The following is a 20,175-nucleotide window of genomic DNA, read 5'->3' as shown; positions in this document are numbered from 1 at the left end:
TGGCAAACATGGAATGATGCAAAGGGGTTGGTTAAGGAAAAGCAATTGGAGAATTTATTTTACTCATCGGACACGCATTTTGTTAAAATGAAAACCGATGAGTAATAGGTGTCTGTCAGATTAAGTTTGAGCTACTACAAATAAAGGTGTTTTTCGCATAGTTCGTGGGTGCAATCCATTAAGCGCTTGGCATCCAATCGAATTTTTGACGTGTCGTCACTTATTTCAAGTGGTGAGTCACTTTGCGTATACATCAGGTTTTGAAAGATAGGTAATGAGGTTTCTGAAGGGCTAGGCATTTTAAAACTTGAGCTTTTCGCTGATGAATGATTTGCAACATTAACATAATTAAAGCTTTTAGTGGCGATAATTCGATTATCGCCTATTGGACATCTACAATACAATCATATGTTCCTTCAATAATGGAACCGTACCCTTTTGTACATTTAGGACAACTTGCGTAATCGCCTAAGCATGCAATGCCTTGACCTTGAGAAACCCCTCCATTTGATGCGGAAATTACTTTACCACCAGTTGTCGTATCATCGCCCAACACTGCTAATAATTTGTTCACTTCCCTTCTCCCATTCTTTTATTTAAAAATTTAATAAGAATTGATGAGCATTGAGTTAATTGTTCGTTCATACCTACTATGGCGTCATTAAACGCCATAATTAATTAACTTTAGAAATTAAGATTTATGGCCGTTTTGCTCTCGCTCAATCGCACGGTAACCAATATCATGCTGATAAAAACAACCATGCCAATAGATGTCTTTGGCTTGCTGATAAGCACGTTGTTGGGCTTCAAGTACCGTGTTACCAAGTGCGGTTATGCACAATACTCGCCCGCCATTAGTGTGAACACGCCCTTTTTCTAAACTAGTACCCGCATGAAAGATTTTGCAATCTTCGGTTGATTCGGCAGGCAATCCAAGGATGACATCTTTGGTATTATATTTGCCTGGGTAACCGCCAGCGACAAGCACCACACCTAATGCAGGTCTTGGCTAGAAATTATGTCGGTATAGCCACATTAGCATGTTGCATAATATGGCTAAAAATATAAATAGACATATGATTAATACAAAATATCAACAGCTTCTATTTAACTTCAATTAATCATTTCCATTTTTTTCTTTTTTTGTATCTACGTGGGGTTTCGAGAAAACTAATAAAAAAAACGTTTAAAATCATTATAAAAGCCACAAACCAAAAAAAGGTTAAACTTGTTATTGATAAATCTCCATGGGGAACAAGAATAAAAATACTATATAAATTAATAGAATAATAATATATAATCGCACAGATTCTTTTATTATTTAAACTTTTATTCTGCTGATAATCTGTAAGTATATAACCTGAAAAATAGTAACGAATGTAAACACAAAAAAATGCACATATACAAAAACTGACTGTTATAAAACATACCATAGCTATTATATTCTCCTTTATCATTATTTAGGCTTTTCATAATTCATTTAGGTTATTTCCATTTTTTCCTTTTTATGTATCTACGTGGTGTTTCAAGAAAGCTAATAAAAAATACATACAATATAAAAATAAAAACAGCTGACCAGAAAAAAATAATATTTGAAAAAAACCCTTCTCCTGGCTGACTTATAATTAACAGGCTATATAAAGAAATAAAATAAAAATAAAAAAGAGCTAAACGTCGTTTACGATTTAAAGTCTTATCATTTTCATAGTCCATTGCAATATATCCCGAGAAATAGCGCCGGATAAAACACCCAACAATAGCAAAAAAATAATAGCTAACCCATATTTCAACAGCCATGCAAATCTCCTTATTTTATAATATTACCGCCTCTATCTTTTCTATATGTTGAACCATCACTACTTTCACAGCTATAATAATCTGGTGCATCATCATTACCTATTGTGATTATCAATGAACAATTCTCAACAATTTGTCCTGTATTAATAATTGTTTCTGGCTCTTTAACAACCATGCTCACTTGGTTGGTATCTTTATTAAGTACAAAAGCTTTTTTTAACTGATTAGCTAGTTATCTAAGAGAAATAGCATCACCAAGAATTTCCACAGTTAATAATTTCTTACTCATTTGTTTGTAAGCGTTTTCTAAATCACGGCGACCATATTTAAATAATTTAAATCTCGGATCACCAAACTTATTCAATTTCGGCACTAATTTCAACTTAGCCCCTACTGACATACTTAAATCTAAACTATCATAAGCAATATCACCTATTGAAGAATCAAAACCTAAAGACTCGGTAGCATCTTTATACCAACCTCTTAAAGGCCCATCAACTTCCATACTCCTGTTGCCGCCATCAATTTCGTTCATAACACCATTAACAATGCCAGCTCCTCCTTCATATATTCCATTTCCTCCATGCGCTATCATAGGGGCACCAATAAGACATGACAATCCCACAGAACAAAGTGCTACCCCAGTTTGAATCATTCCTACACCACCAAAAATAGACAAACCATTTTTCAACCATATAAAACTTTGCTCTAATAAATTATTTTCTTCAGTCTTTATTTTCTTTGCGCCTTCCTCATAACTCATTTCTCCACTTTCAACTTTATTGACAATATTCATGGCATATGTATCAACATCATCAATAAAAGATTGTTTTATTTCGTTATAATAAAGGTGTTTTTCGCATAGTTCGTGGGTGCAATCCATTAAGCGCTTGGCATCCAATCGAATTTTTGACGTGTCGTCACTCATTTCAAGTGGTGAGTCACTTTGCGTATACATCAGGTTTTGAAAAATAGGTAATGAGGTTTTTGAAGAGCTAGGCATTTTAAAACTTGAGCTTTTCGCTGATGAATGGATTGCAACATTAACATAAGTAAAGCTTTTAGTGGCGATAATTCGATTCTCACCTATTGGACATCTACAATACAATCATATGTTCCTTCAATAATGGAACCATACCCTTTTGTACATTTAGGACAACTTGCGTAATCGCCTAAGCATGCAATGCCTTGACCTTGAGAAAACCCTCCATTTGATGCGGAAATTACTTTACCACCAGTTGTCGTATCATCGCCCAACACTGCTAATAATTTGTTCACTCCCTTCTCCCATTCTTTTATTTAAAAATTTAATAAGAATTGATGAGCATTGCGTTAATTGTTCGTTCATACCTACTATGGCGTCATTAAACGCCATAATTAATTAACTTTAGAAATTAAGATTTATGGCCGTTTTGCTCTCGCTCAATCGCACGGTAACCTATATCATGCCGATAAAAACAACCATGCCAATAGATGTCTTTGGCTTGCTGATAAGCCCGTTGTTGGGCTTCAAGTACCGTGTTACCAAGTGCGGTTATGCACAATACTCGCCCGCCATTAGTGTGAACACGCCCTTTTTCTAAACTAGTACCCGCATGAAAGATTTTGCAATCTTCGGTTGATTCGGCAGGCAATCCAAGGATGACATCTTTGGTATTATATTTGCCTGGGTAACCGCCAGCGGCAAGCACCACGCCTAATGCAGGTCTTGGATCCCATTTTGATTTGACGGTATCTAATTTGCCATCCACTGCCGCAAGGCAGAGTTCGACCAGATCGGATTGCATTCGCATCATAATTGGTTGTGTTTCAGGATCGCCAAATCGGCAGTTGAATTCAATAACTTTGGGGTTGCCATCTTTGTCAATCATTAAGCCAGCATATAAAAAGCCAACATAGACATTGCCTTCTTGCGCCATACCGTTAACGGTTGGGTAGATAATCTTATCCATTACCTTTGCAAAAACCGCATCAGTTACAACAGGAGCTGGCGAATACGCGCCCATTCCCCCCGTGTTTAAACCTGTATCGCCGTCGCCAACACGTTTATGGTCTTGGCTAGTTGCCATTGGCTCGACATGTTTGCCATCAACCATGACAATAAAGCTGGCTTCTTCACCGTCTAAAAATTCTTCAACCACAACGCGGTGCCCTGCATCGCCAAAGGCGTTGCCTGCTAACATGTCATGTACGGCATCTTCGGCTTCTTTTAGGCTCATGGCAACAATCACTCCTTTACCAGCCGCTAGGCCGTCGGCTTTAATGACAATTGGGACGCCTTTTTCACGGATATAGTTAATAGCTGGAGCAACTTCGGTAAAGTTTTGATATTCGGCTGTGGGGATATTGTGGCGAGCTAAGAAGTCTTTAGTAAAGGCTTTTGATCCTTCAAGTTGTGCAGCTGCTTTGGTTGGGCCAAAGATTTTTAATCCTGCTTTTTGAAAGCTATCAACAATGCCAATCACTAACGGGGCTTCGGGGCCAACTATCGTTAAATCAATTTGTTCTTGCTGAGCAAAACTAAGCAGTCCACCGACGTCGGTCGCTTTGATGTTGATATTTTCTAAGCTAGGCTCTAGTGAAGTACCTGCATTACCTGGTGCAACAAAGACTTTAGATACTCGTGGTGATTGTGCAATTTTCCAAGCAAGCGCATGTTCGCGCCCACCATTACCAATGACTAAAACTTTCATAAAAGATCCTTTAACGATGTCTTTTTTAATAAAAAGATAAATATAGGTAATTTATTTTTAATAATAAGCAAAGTCGCCATATTATTCATATCAAAATTAATGTCTAAAATGACGCATATTTGTAAATATCATTGCAATATTGTGTTCATTTGCAGCTTGAATCACTTCGTCATCACGAATCGAGCCACCGGGCTGAATTACACACGTTACCCCTGCAGCTGCTGCCGCATCAACTCCGTCTCGAAATGGGAAAAACGCATCTGAAGCAACGACAGAACCCGCTACTTCTAGGTTTTCGTCTTGCGCTTTGATTCCAGCGATTTTGGCGGAATAAACTCGGCTCATCTGTCCTGCACCAATACCAATTGTCATGTTGTTTTTGGCATAAACAATGGCATTGGATTTAACAAATTTAGCCACTTTCCAACAAAATAAAGCATCAGACAGTTCTTGCTCTGTTGGTTTGCGTTTGGTGACAACGGTAAGTTCGTTTGGCGATACCATGCCTAAATCACGATCTTGCACTAATAAACCACCATTAACACGCTTAAAGTCTAGGCTGACTGTCGCAGGCGTTGACCATTCGCCACATTCCAGTACTCGTACATTTTTTTTCGCTTCAATAATAGCTAATGCATCTTGATTGACTATTGGGGCAATGATGACTTCAACAAATTGTTGTTGAACAATAGCTTGAGCCGTTGCCGCATCTAATGGGCGGTTAAAGGCAATAATGCCTCCAAAAGCTGATGTCGGATCGGTTTTATAGGCATTTAAATAGGCGTTTAGGATATTGTCACTAACCGCAACACCACAAGGGTTGGCGTGTTTGACGATCACACAAGCAGGCTGTTCAAATGATTTTACGCATTCAAGCGCAGCGTCGGTGTCGGCAATGTTGTTATAAGATAGTGCTTTACCTTGCAGTTGTCTTGCCGTTGCAATCGATGCTTCCTTAACGCTTTCTTCAATATAAAAAGCCGCTTGTTGGTGGCTGTTTTCACCATAGCGCATGTTCTGTTTTTTTATAAATTGAAGATTTAATGTGCGTGGAAATTGACCTGCTGGTTTGTCGGTTTCGCCCATATACGGTGGTACTTGTTGCCCAAAATAGTTGGCAATCATGCCGTCGTATTTGGCGGTGTGTTCAAAGGCTTTAATGGCAAGGTTGAAGCGATATTCAAAAGAAAGGGCGTTTTGGTTATTATCCATCATATTAATGATATTTTCATAATCACCACAATCAACCACAATAGCAACATCTTTATGATTTTTAGCGGCAGAGCGCACCATAGTTGGACCGCCAATATCGATATTTTCAACGGCGTCTTCTAATGTGCAGTTGGGTTTGGCAACCGTTTTAGCAAATGGGTAAAGGTTGACAACCACCATATCAATCGGTGCAATTTGGTGTTGTTGCATAATGTCATCATCAACACCTCGTCTTCCTAAAATAGCACCATGAATTTTGGGGTGTAGTGTTTTGACTCGCCCATCCATCATTTCAGGAAAGCCTGTGTAGTCTGACACTTCAGTTACAGGTATTTGGTTGTCCATAAGTAGCTTTGCTGTTCCCCCTGTTGAAAGAAGTTCTACATTTCGTTCAGATAGGGCTTTGGCAAATTCTAAAATACCGGTTTTGTCGGATACACTAAGTAAAGCACGGCGAATGGGGCGAAACTGCTGCATGAGGGGGCTCCGAAGTTGATATTAAAATTCAAATTATTGAGTCGCATTATATATAAATTAAGGGGGGATGTTTAGTATTAACTTATTAAAAAATTTTATTAAACAAGCCTAAAAACGGTTAAATCATAATATTTGATATTGATCACAGAATTAACATTTTCATGGTAAATAACGCATTGTTGGCTTTCTTTTTTTACTTTTCCATAATATTGTTACGCGTAACTGTTATGCATAACAATATTTGAAATACAAGGAGAAAATCATGCAATCTTTATTTGAACTAAAAGGAAAACGCGCTTTAATTACAGGTTCAGCACAAGGTATTGGTAATTTGCTTGCCACAGGTTTAGGGCAATATGGAGCAAGTATCGTTATTAATGATATTACCCAAGAACGTGCTGAAAATGCAGCAAACCAACTTAAATCACAAGGCATTGATGCCGTTGGCGTCGGTTTTGATGTAACCAGTTATGATTCAGTCGAAAATGCCATTAATTATATTGAAAAAGAGATCGGACCTATTGATATATTAATCAATAACGCGGGTATTCAACGCCGTCATCCGTTTATTGAATTTCCTGAAGCTGATTGGGATGCCGTCATTAATGTTAACCAAAAAGCGGTTTTTTTAGTTTCACAGCAAGTCGCTAAGCACATGATCAAACGTAAGCAAGGAAAGATTATCCATATTTGTTCAATGCAAAGCGAACTTGGTCGCGACACCATTACCCCCTATGCCGCATCAAAAGGTGCAGTGAAAATGCTTGTAAAAGGTATGTGCGTTGAACTTGCACGTTATAACATTCAAGTCAATGGTATTGGGCCTGGTTATTTTGATACCGAGATGTGCAAAGCTTTGGTTGAAAACAAAGAATTTACTCAATGGTTATGTCAAAGAACGCCTGCCGCTCGCTGGGGGAAACCTGAAGAACTTATTGGCTCGGCGGTGTTTTTGTCGTCTGCTGCATCAAACTTTGTTAATGGGCATATTCTTTATGTTGATGGCGGAATGTTAGCGGCAGTTTAGAGCCATATTGCGACAATTGTATTTTTACGGACTTAAATCAAGGAAGGTTAAAACAATATATATAAATAAAAAATTGATAAAAATAGGGATGAAAATTGTCGCAAAATCACTTTATTATTAATTGAAAGCGAGAATAAAACATGAATATAACAAACAAACTAGCGCCGTCTCGTTGGTGGCGTTTAATGCCAATCATTTTTATTACTTATAGTTTAGCTTATTTAGATCGTGCCAATTATGGCTTTGCCTCTGCAGCGGGGATTAATAAAGATTTAGACATCAGTCCAAGCACTTCGTCATTAATTGGCGCTCTTTTTTTCCTTGGTTATTTCTTTTTTCAAGTGCCGGGATCGGTTTATGCAGTTAAGCGAAGTGTTCGTAAGCTGATTTTTGTGTGTTTAATACTGTGGGGATTGTGTGCCGCATTGACAGGGATGGTCAGTAATATTCCAACACTTATGGCGATCCGTTTTGTTCTCGGTATTGTTGAAGCAGCAGTTATGCCATCAATGTTAATTTATATCAGTACATGGTTTACTAAAGCCGAACGTTCAAAAGCCAATACATTTTTAGTTTTAGGTAATCCTGTAACCGTATTGTGGATGTCAATTGTATCAGCGCACTTAATCGACCTTTATGGTTGGCGCGAAATGTTCATAATTGAAGGCTTACCAGCTGTATTATGGGCAGTAGTGTGGTGGTTCCTTGTTCGTGACAAACCATCCGAAGTTAAATGGCTCACCGACGCCGAAAAAGCTGATTTTAAAGCTGTCATGGATAAAGAACAACAAAATATCAAACCCATGCGTAACTATGGCGAAGCGTTCCGTTCTGCCAGTGTTATTAAACTCTGTGCAGTGCACGCATTATGGAGTATTGGTGTATATGGCTTTATGATGTGGATGCCGTCAATCATCAAATCGGCAGGCAATGTTGATATTATATCGGTTGGTTGGTTTGCGGCTATTCCTTATTTTGTTGCGATTGCTATGATGTTAATTGTCTCTTTCTATTCTGACAAACTACAAAATCGTAAACTTTTTGTTTGGCCATTATTACTTGTCGCAACCATTGCATTTTTTACTGCTTATTTGCTTGGGGCTGAACATTTTTGGATCTGTTTTGTGCTTTTATCACTTGCTGCTGGCTGTATGTACGCACCTTATGGGCCTTTCTTTGCTTTAATTCCTGAATTATTACCAAGCAATGTATCGGGTGTGTCGATTGGATTAATTAACAGTTTTGGAGCACTTGGCGCATTTATTGGTGCTTGGTTAGTGGGTGTTATCAATGCAGCAACGGGCAGTGCCGGAGCGTCATATATCTTTATGGGCGTATCTTTAGTTTTATCTGTTATTTTGATGGCTAGCGTTAAAGCGCCTAAAAAATAACCAATAATATCAAAAAAATAAGAAGGCAATGGATACTGCCTTCTTAATTTATTCTAACGAATATTATTTATTTTCTTGTTTTTACTGGTAAAATGCCACACATTCAACCAGCATCCCTCCTAAAATAATAGGTTATGAAAGATAAGCGTATTAGTTTACAAGATATTGCCAATTTAACTGGCGTGACTAAAATGACCATTAGTCGCTATCTAAAAAACCCTAAACAAGTCTCTGAAAAAAACCAAGAAAAAATAGCAAAAGTGTTAAAAGAGATCCAATATATTCCCAATCTTGCACCACAAATCATGCTAGGTTCGCGCAGTCATTGTATTGGCATTGTTATACCGTCTTTTAAAAACCAAATATTTACAGAAGTGCTTGCTGGTATTGAATCGGTCGCATCAGCTCAACATTACCAAACAATTATTACTAACTATAATTATGATAAGCAGTTAGAAGAAGAAAAAATTATTAACCTGCTGTCATACAACGTCGACGCTCTTGTCTTGATGGAAAAGGAGCACACTCAAACCACCCTACAATATTTAAAAACTGCTAATATTCCTGTTGTTGAGCTTATGGATATCACCAAAGCATTTTTTGACATCCAAGTCGGCTTTGATAATGAACAAGCCGCCTATGATATGACTTTGCAAATGATTGAATCTGGCAAAAAAAATATCATCTATTTTAATTCCATTGCAAGTGCACGCGATAGCCAACGTTACAAAGGTTATCAACGTGTTATGAAACAATCAGGATTAACACCACGTCAGATTATCCCCAATGCAATATCATCAATAGATTTAGGCAAAAGTTTATTTCACCAAGCAATTCAAAAATATCCTGATATGGATGGTATTTTATGTACTAACGACGATATGGCAATAGGTGTACTACTTGAGTGCCAAAATTATCAGATCCCTGTTCCTGAACAAATTGCTATTGCAGGCTTTCATGGTTTAGAAATTGGTCGAGCAAACAACCAAAAGATTGCAACCGTCATTACGCCACGATTTGAGATTGGTAAAGTTGCAATCGAATTATTATTGCAAAAATTAAATGGTGAGCATGTGAAAAGTAGTGTTAATTTAGATTATAAGATTGATAAAGGGCAAACAATTTAGGGGATTTTTTGTTAAAAAAGTGGTCAGGAAAGTTATTGATTTTATTGAAGTTTTTTAAATGAAAAATCAGGCATCGTTATGCCTGATTGATAACTTAAAAAATCTAGCGGAATCGTTAATCATCACTATAGCCTAAACTTCGTAATGCTCGCTCATCATCTGCCCAGCCTGCTTTGACTTTGACCCAAAGTTCTAGATGGACTTTGTTATCAAAAAATGATTGCATGTCTTTACGGGCTTCAATACCAATTTTTTTGATTTTTTCGCCTTTGTTGCCAATGACCATTTTCTTTTGTCCGTCACGCTCAACTAAGATTAGTCCGTTAATGCGGTACATTCCATTACGTTCATCAACTTTAAATTGTTCAATTTCAACCGTTACTGAATAAGGTAATTCGTCACCTAAAAAACGCATGAGTTTTTCACGAATAATTTCTGACGCCATAAAACGTTGTGAGCGGTCAGTAATGTAATCTTCAGGAAAATGGTGTTCACCTTCTGGTAAGTGTTTTTTGACGATATCTTTGATGATATCAACGCCTTCACCTTTTTCGGCGCTGATTGGTACCACATCAAGGAAGTTAACTTTTTGACTAATTGCTTGAATGTGGGGTAATAATTGCGTTTTGTCAGTGACATTGTCAATTTTATTAATGACTAATAATACTGGGCATTTGCAGTCTTTGAGTTTATTGGCAACCATTTCGTCATCGTCATTCCAATGAGTCCCTTCTACAACAAAGATCACAAGTTCAACATCACCAATCGAGCTACTTGCCGCTCGGTTCATTAGGCGGTTGATGGCTCTTTTTTCTTCAATGTGCAATCCAGGTGTGTCGATATAAATAATTTGGTCGTTATTCTGCGTGTCAATACCGACAATGCGGTGCCTTGTAGTTTGCGCTTTGCGCGAGGTAATCGAAATCTTTTGACCAAGCAGTTGGTTCAATAGTGTTGATTTACCTACGTTTGGTCGCCCCACAATGGCGACAAATCCACAATGTTGTGTTTTTTCTGTCATTTTATACCTAGTTGGTTGAGTGCTTCTTGTGCTGCTATTTGTTCTGCTTTTCGGCGACTTAAACCACGACCTAAATATTCGCGGTTGTCATTATCGATTTTGCACTGAATTAGGAATTCTTGTTCGTGATTATCACCAGTAACTTCAAGAATAAGATAACATGGACGTGGTCGATGAATCCCTTGTAAATATTCTTGTAATCTTGTTTTAGCATCTTTTTGCTTTATACCAGGTTGAATTTGGCTTAAGCGAGTTTGGTACCACGATAAGATTAACTGACGAATTGTGTCGATGTTGCTATCTAAATAAATGGCACCAATAATGGCTTCAACGGCATCAGAAATAATTGATTCGCGACGAAATCCGCCACTTTTTAACTCGCCTTGTCCTAAAATAAGGTGATCGCCTAATTTAAAATCTTTACCAATTTCGGCAAGCATTTGACCACAAACGAGTGTAGCTCGCATTTGGCTTAGGTCGCCTTCGTCTTGTTTGACAAAACGGTGATATAGCTCATCAGCAATGACAAAACTTAAAATAGAATCCCCAAGAAACTCTAAGCGTTCGTTATGCATTTTATTAGCGCTTCGGTGAGTGAGCGCTAATTCAAGTAGCGATAGATCTTGAAACTGATAGCCGATCGATTGTTGAATTTGTGTAAATTTTTTCATAATGATAATTTTTAATGTATTCCACCAATACGACTAAAGCGAATTCCTGTTGGCCACTCATCTGGTTGTTTTTCAAAGCTAATCCAAATTGCAGTTGCTTTACCCACAAAGTTACCTTCAGGTACAAAACCAAAGTATCGACTGTCACCACTGTTGTCACGGTTGTCACCCATCATAAAGTAGTGACCTTGTGGTACAACCCAAGTGGCTATTGGTTGATCTTTTTGGTGGTAATAATAATTTGGATCCTCTTGCGATCCTTGTGTAATCAAAATGTCGTGCGGTTTGTCACCTAGCGTTTCTTGTTGAATGTTCATATTCAATGTTACAACACTATCTGAGTCAATAATACCTTTATCAGCATATTGCTGTAAGGTATAAAAGCTTGGAGAAGTTTTAAACTTTTTGTGAACTTCTTTCCAATTGCTTGTTTTGGGTTCGCTGTAATGCAAGTCAAGTGGCTGTGATTGCTGACCTTTGCAATCGGTATCCGCTGTTTGGCACGCTGGATAAATTACAATTTTCTTTTCTTTAGCCAGATAGACGATTTTATCCCCCGGTAAACCCACTACACGTTTAATCAGATCCATTTGTGGAACATTTGGATGTTTAAACACGGCTACATCACCACGTTTAGGGTGCCCTGTTGGAATGATAACTGTGTTAGTAATAGGATCACGTAAGCCATAAGCGTATTTTTCAACCGCAATAAAGTCACCAATGAGTAACGTTTGCATCATTGACCCTGATGGGATTTGAAACGGTTCATATAAAAATGAGCGGATAAAAAACACGACAAATAAAACTGGGAAAAACGATGCCAAGTTTTCAACCCAAACTTTGGGCTTTCCTACTTGAGCAAGGAGCTTTCCGTCAGCCTCACCATTGCTTTGGGTGCGGATTTCTTCTACTTTACGCTGTCTTGCTGGTTTCCATTTGAATTTTTCTAAAAACCAAAAGATCCCAGTAATAAAAGTTGCGGTTGTTAATATGATGGCAAACATTCCAGCCATTTTTTTTCCTCTTTAAATGAATCTTTTATCAATTCGTTTTAATTCGTTAATCTTTTCCTACATGCAAAATCGCTAAAAATGCTTCTTGTGGTAATTCAACATTACCAACTTGTTTCATGCGTTTTTTACCTTCTTTTTGCTTTTGTAAAAGTTTCTTTTTACGACTCACGTCACCACCATAACATTTAGCTAATACGTTTTTGCGTAGTTGTTTTACGGTTGATCGTGCTATGACGTGATTTCCGATAGCCGCTTGTATGGCAATATCAAATAGTTGACGAGGAATAAGCTCTTTCATCTTTTCGACTAATTCCCGCCCTCGATAAGGTGCATTGTCTTTGTGGGTAATCAAGGCTAATGCATCAACACGTTCACCGTTTATTAATACATCTAATCTTACCATGTCGGCAGCTTGGAATCGTTTAAAGCTGTAATCTAATGAAGCATACCCGCGTGAAGTTGATTTTAGTTTGTCAAAAAAGTCTAATACAACTTCGGTCATTGGAATTTCGTACGTTAAGGCAACTTGGTTTCCATGATAAACCATGTTAGTTTGTACCCCGCGTTTTTCAACACATAATGTGATGACGTTACCTAGATAGGTTTGTGGTACTAAAATATTACATTCAGCAATCGGTTCACGCAGTTCCTGAATATTATTTACCGCTGGTAATTTGGCGGGGCTATCAACATAAATAATGTCATTGGATGTGGTTAGCACTTCATAAACAACCGTTGGTGCAGTAGTTATAAGATCAAGGTTGTATTCACGCTCTAAGCGCTCTTGGATAATTTCCATATGCAGTAGACCAAGAAAACCACAACGGAACCCAAATCCTAATGCCCCTGAATTTTCAGGTTCATAAAATAATGAGGCGTCATTTAGGCTTAATTTGCCTAGCGCATCACGAAAAGCTTCGTAATCGTCAGAACTAGTTGGGAATAACCCAGCATAAACCTGTGGTTTGACCTTTTTAAAGCCAGGTAATGGTTCTTGTGCCGGTGCTTTTGCTAAGGTTAAAGTATCCCCGACTGGGGCACCTAATATATCTTTGATAGCACAAACAACCCAGCCCACTTCGCCACAATGCAGGCATTGTTTATCAACTTGTTTAGGCGTAAATATACCAAGTCGATCAACGTTGTATGTCATGCCTGTACTCATAACTTTAATTTTGTCACCTTTGTTTAATTCACCATTTTTTATGCGAATTAATGAAACAACGCCTAAGTAATTATCAAACCATGAATCAATAATAAGTGCTTGTAATGGTGCGCTTGAGTCGCCTTCTGGTGGAGGAATGTCGTTGACAAGTTGTTCAAGAACATCCGTCACGCCCACACCTGTTTTAGCTGAACAACGAACAGCATTACTTGCGTCGATGCCAACAATGTCTTCGATTTCGGCCGCTACACGCTCTGGTTCGGCTGCGGGTAAATCGATTTTATTTAGTACAGGAACAACTTCAAGATCCATGTCTAAGGCGGTATAGCAGTTTGCTAGTGTTTGTGCTTCAACGCCTTGCCCTGCATCAACAACTAATAATGCGCCTTCACAAGCGGCAAGCGAGCGCGAGACTTCATACGAAAAGTCAACATGGCCGGGAGTGTCGATAAAATTGAGCTGATAGGTTTCGCCATTTTTAGCATGATAATCAAGCGTAACACTTTGAGCTTTTATGGTGATACCTCGCTCACGCTCAAGATCCATTGAGTCGAGCACTTGAGCTTCCATTTCACGATCTGAAAGTCCGCCACAAATTTGAATGATGCGGTCTGAAAGTGTTGATTTACCATGGTCAATATGGGCAATAATCGAAAAATTGCGGATATTTTTATTCATATTAATAATATTATAATGAGTATCTTGGTTATTAATGGTTAACTATCTAAAATGCCTTTGGTTATTACCAACATTGCTAATAATTACATAGTCATAAAGGCGTCATTTTACACATTTATCACTGCTAAGCATAGCGTTATCGAGAAGTTTGCACTTATTTCTGGATAATATTTTGTGCTATACGTTCAAGCGTGGTATGCGGTAAATTACCAATGATGATAATATTTTTATGACCCAAGTTAGTTGAATAGATAGTGCGCCCACCTTGTTGTATAATTTGGTGTGATTGCTTAGCTTGTTCCGAGGAAATATTAACCGTAAATGAAAATACACCATCTGAAAACAATTTAGTTGCAATATCAGAGTTGTAAAAGTTCAGATTATAAGCAGCGATTTCCTTAAATCCTTTAGGTAACCAAGCTAATCGCCATTGGTCAAATGCACTATCTTGCTTTTCGATCGATAATAAAACAGGATAAGTTCGGTTGTTGATATAATCTAGCTGTTTTTTCTTATCAAGATTTTCATCTAACTGGATCACTTTTATCTGATTAATAATGTTGTTATTTTCATCCAATAAATCAACTCTGATCGGCAAATAGGTTTGATCATCAATCCAAATCAGGTAGCTATAACGGTCCTTTTCTTTAGCGATAATTTTTACCTGTTGTGCACTACGATTTGCCGTTCTTGCTTTGCCTAATAAAATAAAATCGTAAACCTCGCTTAAGTCATTAAAATTATTGTAAATCACATCAGGAAAAGCTTCGATAATGCGTGGGCTAGTGATCGAAAACGATGGGCTATCAGGTTGAAAGTAACTCGTTACGCCATTGTGCAAGATGATCTCTTTATCTGGACCTTCAAGATAGCGTAAACAGGCATTAATATCGTTTGTGTCTGCTGCACCTAAATGGCTATATTCAAATGTGGTTGCATACTGATCTTTATCTTCAAATAAGAAGTGGATATGATAATTTTGTGTTTGAGCTGCATAATGCATTTTGTTTAATAGTGTTAAGGCATCATTGGTGTCATTAGCATAAACGGATGCGGAAAAAAACACGAAAAACAGAGTGAAAATAAAATTTCTACTCTGTTTTATAAAATGTAGCACAAAATAATAGGGTAATTTCATTTCGAATTAGTGAGCATTAAGTCTTTTCTGTAATTCGTAATCTTGCACAAGCAATCTAATTTTGTCGTATTGTCGCTTTTCAAGCAGTTGCTGATCGTTTTGCTGATGAATGCCACCTACAGGTGCGATATTAACGCCCACCGGCACAGTGTTTAATGTAGGAGTGCCATTCACATTATCCGTTTGGCTTTGTTGATATTGAACACCAGCAATAATACCGAGTGTGACACACGCCGCAAGTCCAACTTGGCTCACTTTAACAAAAAAGTCTTTAAGGTGAATCCAAATTAGGTTTTCAGCTTTTGGTAGTGCTGTTGCGTTGATATTCGGTTGATCTGTTAGTGGATTGTATAGATCTTCACTCGCAATAGCTTGAGCAATTTGATTAGAGATATCTAATGTTAATGAGCTACTATGCAACTCACCTCGCATTGTATCTCTTACAATATGATAGCGGTGCCAGCATGATTGCAAACTCTCATTATGCGATACTTCATCAACAATATGATCATGAGTGAACTCGCCATCCATAAGTGATGAAAGTTGCTCTTTCTGTTCTATTTGCATAGTAAATACCTTAAATTTATGACTACTTTTATCAATCTGTTTGTAGCCATTAATTGAGTAATGGTTTTAATTTTTCATCTATTGCTTCACGAGCTCTAAAGATACGTGATCGCACTGTTCCAACAGGTGAATCCATAATTTCAGCAATCTCTTCGTAGCTTAAACCATCGATTTCACGCAATGTAATTGCCGTTTTTAAATCATCAGGCAGAGCCTCAATCGCTGCAAATACAGTTTTTTTCACTTCATCTGAAAGTGCTAAATTTTCAGGATTATCAAGATCCCTTAGTGAATCTGCACCTTCGTAACCTTCGGCTTCGCTAGCTTCGATATCTGATGCTGGCGGCCGTCGCCCTTGAGAAGTTAAGTAATTTTTTGCCGTATTAACCGCAATGCGGTACAACCATGTGTAAAAAACGCTTTCACCTTTAAAAAGACTTAATGAGCGATATGCCTTAATAAAGCTTTCTTGCACAACATCAGGGACTTCTGACGCTAATACATAACGAGAAACCAAATGAGCTAATTTGTTTTGATAACGAACCACAAGTAGATTGAATGCGTTTTTGTCTCCATTAACAACGCGATCAACTAATACTTGGTCTGTTACTTGCTCCCCCATTAAAGGCCATTCCTTATTACGTTAATAACTGTCAATCGGCCCAAATTTGTGCTCTCAGACAGTTAGATTCTTAAATTTAAAAAAAGTTCCCATTATTCTAATAGAAATTGAATTATTTTACTTATTAATTGTAAATTTTTATCTTTTTATACTAAAAAACATGCTTCCCTGAAAGTTTTTGGCAGGAATTATAGTTAAATAAGATCATTGTCGATCATTTAATTAAGCGGAATGATCTCTCGATCTCCAGAGTCATTATAAGTGATTTGATAAAATTGTGGTAAATTAAAATTAACGGCACTGCCAGTAGTAAAAGTAAAACGGTCATCAGATAAAACATAAAAATCGTTAATATCTTTTACCATGTTTTCTTTTGATCCATTGCAATTACGGTAAATTTCAACTTGATTATGTTCGTTTAAGATATAAAGATCAAAACCTAAATCAGTATCTTCAAAAAAGAATTGGATGATACCTCGATAAGCAAAACTGTCTATTTCTTTCGGTAGTTCATTAGTTTGATCTAAGATATTTAGCGGTCTGCCTTGTATTTTATTATTTGATACTGCACCATAAAAGTCGATCGCATTTTCAAATTGATGACTAGAAACACCTAATCTTTCAAAAAATAGGTACCAAGAAGATCCCCCTACTCTTAGCGGTTTGACTTGTGTTGAATTATTTTGTGTCGTAGTTAGACGTAAATCAACACATTCATCCATGAGTTTTTTTATTTGCTGTTTGATTTCGTAACTTAGGTGCTCACTATAACAAAAAATGTCAATGGAATTGGGTAGATCGGCATCTTTGTGCATACGATTTAATAATGCTTTTATGGCTTCAAGCACAGACAATGTTCCACTAAAGTGAAGTATGCGAATTTCATTCCACGAATTTCGATAAAGAAGATCAATCGTTCCAACTAAGCTTAGTTCATCTTTACCATAATTAAGTACACTATTGGTAACTTCATCATCTAATTCAATATTAGCAGTTGGATCGTCTTCCAGATTTAAAATGATCGCCAAGTGACGGATTTCACATGGCCCATATAACTGTTCTTCAGTTGCTGCAGGAACATCGATAGGAAAGTAATTTTTTAGATCAGCGATCAATTTATTAATTTTTGCGTTATTACGGTTTTTACCATCCCGATAATAAAATTGGGTAGTATCAGCAATTAAACCGTTAAAATAACACCAACTAACAAGCTTTACTAAATACTTGCTATATTCAAGATATTGATGACCAATAATTGATTGCAACATGGGTTTTTGATTGTAAACATACCATCCCGCTCGATTAATGCGATCTTCTGCCACATGAATAAACGTCAAGGCATCTTCTTGCAAATTGTCGGATATGTTAAGTTTTAATGTTGTTATTTTTCCCGGCAACACTTCAAAAGCAGCATAGAGTTTACGCGTTAAAATCGCAAGATCTTGAGGACTAATTAATGAGTCTAAATTATTACGACGACCAAAATTGAGTAGGTTCCGATAGCCTGTCATCATAGTGTGTAATAAAATTTCATGCATTTCACGAACTTGCTCTATTTTCCAAGTTTGGCAGGCATCTAATTTAGCAATTTGGTGCTCATTCCATCCCCAATCTTTAACTAAATCGCTCAAAATTTTACGGCGCCAAGATGGTGATTGCATAGAGACAGATAGTTTTTCATTCACTTTTAAATAAAAACAGTTGCGAATTAGTTCAAGTCGTTCATAGTCATTAATTTCTATAAGATAGTTACTGATTCGGTCTAACAGCATGTAGTATGAATCTAGATTCATTCCTTGATGTTTTTTACCTTTTTGAATGAATTCCTTCATCTGGTAAGCAATCGGCTTATTTTCGGGATAGATCCATGAATACGCTTCTAATAATAGAGTTTTAAGTACCGCTTTAAAGGGGGAATCGATACTTTTATAAAGCTGCCATAAACTTGCACCAAAATATTCTTGCGCGGATAAGCTAGTTAGTGGACCAAAATCAATCCAGTCATTTCTCTCAATTAAATTAAGATCTACCATAGCTCTAACGCACTGTTCGTATGTGGGATAAGTGACATTATTTATGGTATAGTTATAAGGCACAGCAAACCACAACAAAAGTTTTCCTGCTAATAAATTTGCAGAGCGGTAAAATTCTTCAAGTAATAAAATATGTTGCGCAGAGCCACAATTTTCACCCATTAAACATTCGTGATGTTGTTTAATAAAACGATCGGCATCAACCACAAATAACGTTAACTTGACTTGTAAACTTTCTGCCCATTTTTCGATTAATCGACATTTTTGTTGTAAATTATCTTTTTGCTGATCTGTTAAGTTATTTTCAATACATATCCAAATATCAAGATCAGATTGAACTGATTGCCCAAGAGAGCAAGTACTACCCATCGAATATAAAGCGGAGATCGCTGCTGGTAGTGTTTTTTCGGTTGGCGTTTGGTCTGTAGGTGGAATAAAATTGTATTGGTTTTTCAGTAGTTCATTTGCATCGTCAGATAATTGATAATACGCAATACCAGAAGGTATATGACCTTCTATATATCCGGGTAATTGAGGAGTATGGTAATGAAAAAGTGCCGGAAGTAACAAAAAAACCTGTTGAAATTCAGCTGACATGCCTATAAGCGCACGCTCACGCTTTAAATTGGCAAGATCTTCGAGTTCTTTTTTTAGGTTATTGATATAATATTGCATAGCTTCAATTAGGAAAAACGTGCGTATTAAACTAACGCTTTTATTAAGTTAGCATGTTATTCGTGTAAGGTAAATAGAGCAACAATTTAAATTAAATGCTGGATAAAATTAATTATTATGATCACAATCGAAAGGATAACAAAACAGATTCAAAAATGTACAACTATAAAACGTGTTGATAATAAAGCTGCTGTGCTATTACCGATCGTTCATGTTGATGATCAACTTCAGCTATTGTTTCAAGTCAGATCAAAAAAACTAAAACGACAACCGGGGGATATTTGTTTCCCTGGTGGGCGTGTTGAATTAGCGGATATCAATCCCGAATACACAGCTAAACGCGAAACCGTTGAAGAATTAGGCCTCCCCCTTAATCAAATTAAAATTTTAGGGCAATTACCTAAATTTATTGCCACGTTGGGTATGATGATTTATCCATTCGTAGGTACAATAAATTCACTAGATGATTTGCAACTAAACCATGATGAAGTTGAACAAATTTTTACTGTACCTATTGCATGGTTTATTGACAACCCACCACAACGTGCAACGATGTTTATTGGACATAAACCTGCCGATGACTTTCCTTTTGATATTATTGTCAACCGTTCAGCCAATTGGCAAAAAAGATCTGAACATTCGGTCTATTTTTATCAGTATCAAGATTGGGTTATTTGGGGTTTAACCGCACAATTGATTAATTTATTTATTGAAAATATTTGTGAATAACTGTCATCAATAAAATACTGTTAAAAAAATAGCAAACAAAATCAGTGCTGAATTAACGCCATTTTTAGCAATTAATTTCATTTTAAGCAAATAATGCTAGGCGATTTGCTGTTTCATTAAAAGAGCTTGAGGATTTTTC

At 37.1% G+C, this 20,175-nt stretch carries 21 protein-coding genes and 1 pseudogene; 4 read left to right on the top strand and 18 right to left on the bottom strand.

Translation table 11 applies throughout. The features are described from left to right. Positions 1-134: 134 nt before the first annotated feature. The 10 genes and pseudogenes from GQ589_RS01120 to purH form a co-directional block, all read right to left on the bottom strand. Positions 135-404 (bottom strand): hypothetical protein, encoded by a 270-nt coding sequence (locus tag GQ589_RS01120; RefSeq protein WP_160424020.1) that lies wholly within the window; start codon positions 402-404, stop codon positions 135-137. Continuing rightward, on the bottom strand, positions 383-574 hold the full coding sequence (locus GQ589_RS01115; protein WP_160424018.1) for a PAAR domain-containing protein: 192 nt from the start codon (positions 572-574) through the stop codon (positions 383-385). Before GQ589_RS01115 ends, GQ589_RS01120 begins: the two co-directional genes overlap by 22 nt. Positions 575-691: 117 nt before the next feature. Further along, positions 692-1,006: pseudogene (locus tag GQ589_RS01110) on the bottom strand (phosphoribosylglycinamide synthetase C domain-containing protein); the annotation flags it as partial. Positions 1,007-1,485: 479 nt separating this feature from the next. Next, positions 1,486-1,797, bottom strand: a complete 312-nt coding sequence (locus tag GQ589_RS01105) for a hypothetical protein (protein ID WP_160424014.1) — start codon at positions 1,795-1,797, stop codon at positions 1,486-1,488. A 10-nt stretch (positions 1,798-1,807) separates the two neighbouring features. Next, positions 1,808-1,978 carry a hypothetical protein gene (locus GQ589_RS01100; protein ID WP_160400414.1) on the bottom strand — a complete coding sequence of 57 codons (171 nt, stop codon included), beginning with the start codon at positions 1,976-1,978 and terminating at the stop codon, positions 1,808-1,810. A gap of 51 nt (positions 1,979-2,029) precedes the next feature. Further along, on the bottom strand, positions 2,030-2,800 hold the full coding sequence (locus GQ589_RS01095; protein ID WP_160424012.1) for a DUF4225 domain-containing protein: 771 nt from the start codon (positions 2,798-2,800) through the stop codon (positions 2,030-2,032). A gap of 83 nt (positions 2,801-2,883) precedes the next feature. Beyond that, positions 2,884-3,075: a PAAR domain-containing protein gene (locus GQ589_RS01090; RefSeq protein ID WP_160411196.1), complete on the bottom strand. Its 192-nt coding sequence runs from the start codon at positions 3,073-3,075 to the stop codon at positions 2,884-2,886. After that, positions 3,044-3,172 (bottom strand): hypothetical protein, encoded by a 129-nt coding sequence (locus GQ589_RS12380; protein WP_255471033.1) that lies wholly within the window; start codon positions 3,170-3,172, stop codon positions 3,044-3,046. The genes GQ589_RS01090 and GQ589_RS12380 overlap by 32 nt, the downstream gene beginning before the upstream one ends. A 19-nt stretch (positions 3,173-3,191) precedes the next feature. Further along, entirely contained in the window at positions 3,192-4,490 is a 1,299-nt protein-coding gene (gene purD / locus GQ589_RS01085; RefSeq protein ID WP_160424010.1) for a phosphoribosylamine--glycine ligase, read from the bottom strand. A gap of 96 nt (positions 4,491-4,586) precedes the next feature. Then, positions 4,587-6,179: a bifunctional phosphoribosylaminoimidazolecarboxamide formyltransferase/IMP cyclohydrolase gene (gene purH, locus GQ589_RS01080; RefSeq protein WP_160411194.1), complete on the bottom strand. Its 1,593-nt coding sequence runs from the start codon at positions 6,177-6,179 to the stop codon at positions 4,587-4,589. A gap of 262 nt (positions 6,180-6,441) precedes the next feature. Here purH and idnO point away from each other — a divergent pair, with 262 nt between their 5' ends. The 3 genes from idnO to GQ589_RS01065 all read left to right on the top strand — a co-directional run bounded on the left by idnO (position 6,442) and on the right by GQ589_RS01065 (position 9,724). Continuing rightward, positions 6,442-7,206: a gluconate 5-dehydrogenase gene (gene idnO, locus GQ589_RS01075; RefSeq protein ID WP_160424008.1), complete on the top strand. Its 765-nt coding sequence runs from the start codon at positions 6,442-6,444 to the stop codon at positions 7,204-7,206. A 140-nt stretch (positions 7,207-7,346) separates the two neighbouring features. Beyond that, the gene (locus tag GQ589_RS01070) at positions 7,347-8,597 is read left to right on the top strand and encodes an MFS transporter (protein ID WP_160400408.1); all 1,251 of its coding nucleotides are present in this window, start codon (positions 7,347-7,349) and stop codon (positions 8,595-8,597) included. 134 nt (positions 8,598-8,731) lie between these two features. Next, entirely contained in the window at positions 8,732-9,724 is a 993-nt protein-coding gene (locus GQ589_RS01065; protein WP_160400407.1) for a substrate-binding domain-containing protein, read from the top strand. A gap of 115 nt (positions 9,725-9,839) precedes the next feature. Here the strand turns inward: GQ589_RS01065 and era are convergent, their stop codons facing one another. The 8 genes from era to GQ589_RS01025 all read right to left on the bottom strand — a co-directional run bounded on the left by era (position 9,840) and on the right by GQ589_RS01025 (position 19,307). Continuing rightward, entirely contained in the window at positions 9,840-10,745 is a 906-nt protein-coding gene (gene era, locus GQ589_RS01060) for a GTPase Era (RefSeq protein ID WP_160424006.1), read from the bottom strand. Then, positions 10,742-11,419, bottom strand: coding sequence for a ribonuclease III (gene rnc / locus GQ589_RS01055; RefSeq protein ID WP_370516483.1), 678 nt, complete (start codon positions 11,417-11,419; stop codon positions 10,742-10,744). The genes era and rnc overlap by 4 nt, the downstream gene beginning before the upstream one ends. 8 nt (positions 11,420-11,427) lie before the next feature. Next, complete coding sequence (gene lepB / locus GQ589_RS01050) at positions 11,428-12,429, bottom strand: signal peptidase I (protein ID WP_160424004.1); 1,002 nt, start codon at positions 12,427-12,429, stop codon at positions 11,428-11,430. 46 nt (positions 12,430-12,475) lie between these two features. Further along, positions 12,476-14,272, bottom strand: coding sequence for a translation elongation factor 4 (gene lepA / locus GQ589_RS01045; RefSeq protein WP_160400403.1), 1,797 nt, complete (start codon positions 14,270-14,272; stop codon positions 12,476-12,478). Between the two features lie 154 nt (positions 14,273-14,426). Beyond that, positions 14,427-15,338, bottom strand: a complete 912-nt coding sequence (locus tag GQ589_RS01040; RefSeq protein ID WP_160424002.1) for a MucB/RseB C-terminal domain-containing protein — start codon at positions 15,336-15,338, stop codon at positions 14,427-14,429. 78 nt (positions 15,339-15,416) lie between these two features. Continuing rightward, positions 15,417-15,977, bottom strand: coding sequence for a sigma-E factor negative regulatory protein (locus GQ589_RS01035; protein ID WP_160424000.1), 561 nt, complete (start codon positions 15,975-15,977; stop codon positions 15,417-15,419). 49 nt (positions 15,978-16,026) lie between these two features. Then, complete coding sequence (gene rpoE / locus GQ589_RS01030; RefSeq protein WP_160400400.1) at positions 16,027-16,599, bottom strand: RNA polymerase sigma factor RpoE; 573 nt, start codon at positions 16,597-16,599, stop codon at positions 16,027-16,029. Positions 16,600-16,817: 218 nt separating this feature from the next. Then, positions 16,818-19,307 (bottom strand): class I adenylate cyclase, encoded by a 2,490-nt coding sequence (locus GQ589_RS01025; protein WP_160423998.1) that lies wholly within the window; start codon positions 19,305-19,307, stop codon positions 16,818-16,820. 117 nt (positions 19,308-19,424) lie between these two features. On the opposite strand from GQ589_RS01025, the gene GQ589_RS01020 reads away from it, so the two are divergent. Continuing rightward, positions 19,425-20,036 carry a CoA pyrophosphatase gene (locus tag GQ589_RS01020; protein WP_160400398.1) on the top strand — a complete coding sequence of 204 codons (612 nt, stop codon included), beginning with the start codon at positions 19,425-19,427 and terminating at the stop codon, positions 20,034-20,036. Positions 20,037-20,175: the final 139 nt, after the last annotated feature.

The organism is Gilliamella sp. Pas-s27 (genome assembly GCF_009795865.1).
Classification (GTDB): Bacteria; Pseudomonadota; Gammaproteobacteria; order Enterobacterales; family Orbaceae; genus Gilliamella.
This window is presented reverse-complemented; position numbering and strand designations above follow the sequence as displayed.

What these genes read in the sequence shown, in the direction of transcription:
- era (WP_160424006.1), bottom strand. Translation starts at nt 10,745, where the DNA reads ATGACAGAAAAAACACAACATTGTGGATTTGTCGCCATTGTGGGGCGA.
- GQ589_RS12380 (WP_255471033.1), bottom strand. Translation starts at nt 3,172, where the DNA reads ATGGCGTTTAATGACGCCATAGTAGGTATGAACGAACAATTAACGCAA.
- idnO (WP_160424008.1), top strand. Translation starts at nt 6,442, where the DNA reads ATGCAATCTTTATTTGAACTAAAAGGAAAACGCGCTTTAATTACAGGT.
- lepA (WP_160400403.1), bottom strand. Translation starts at nt 14,272, where the DNA reads ATGAATAAAAATATCCGCAATTTTTCGATTATTGCCCATATTGACCAT.
- GQ589_RS01035 (WP_160424000.1), bottom strand. Translation starts at nt 15,977, where the DNA reads ATGCAAATAGAACAGAAAGAGCAACTTTCATCACTTATGGATGGCGAG.
- GQ589_RS01065 (WP_160400407.1), top strand. Translation starts at nt 8,732, where the DNA reads ATGAAAGATAAGCGTATTAGTTTACAAGATATTGCCAATTTAACTGGC.
- rpoE (WP_160400400.1), bottom strand. Translation starts at nt 16,599, where the DNA reads ATGGGGGAGCAAGTAACAGACCAAGTATTAGTTGATCGCGTTGTTAAT.
- GQ589_RS01025 (WP_160423998.1), bottom strand. Translation starts at nt 19,307, where the DNA reads ATGCAATATTATATCAATAACCTAAAAAAAGAACTCGAAGATCTTGCC.
- purH (WP_160411194.1), bottom strand. Translation starts at nt 6,179, where the DNA reads ATGCAGCAGTTTCGCCCCATTCGCCGTGCTTTACTTAGTGTATCCGAC.
- GQ589_RS01020 (WP_160400398.1), top strand. Translation starts at nt 19,425, where the DNA reads ATGATCACAATCGAAAGGATAACAAAACAGATTCAAAAATGTACAACT.
- GQ589_RS01095 (WP_160424012.1), bottom strand. Translation starts at nt 2,800, where the DNA reads ATGCCTAGCTCTTCAAAAACCTCATTACCTATTTTTCAAAACCTGATG.
- lepB (WP_160424004.1), bottom strand. Translation starts at nt 12,429, where the DNA reads ATGGCTGGAATGTTTGCCATCATATTAACAACCGCAACTTTTATTACT.
- GQ589_RS01070 (WP_160400408.1), top strand. Translation starts at nt 7,347, where the DNA reads ATGAATATAACAAACAAACTAGCGCCGTCTCGTTGGTGGCGTTTAATG.
- GQ589_RS01105 (WP_160424014.1), bottom strand. Translation starts at nt 1,797, where the DNA reads ATGGCTGTTGAAATATGGGTTAGCTATTATTTTTTTGCTATTGTTGGG.
- purD (WP_160424010.1), bottom strand. Translation starts at nt 4,490, where the DNA reads ATGAAAGTTTTAGTCATTGGTAATGGTGGGCGCGAACATGCGCTTGCT.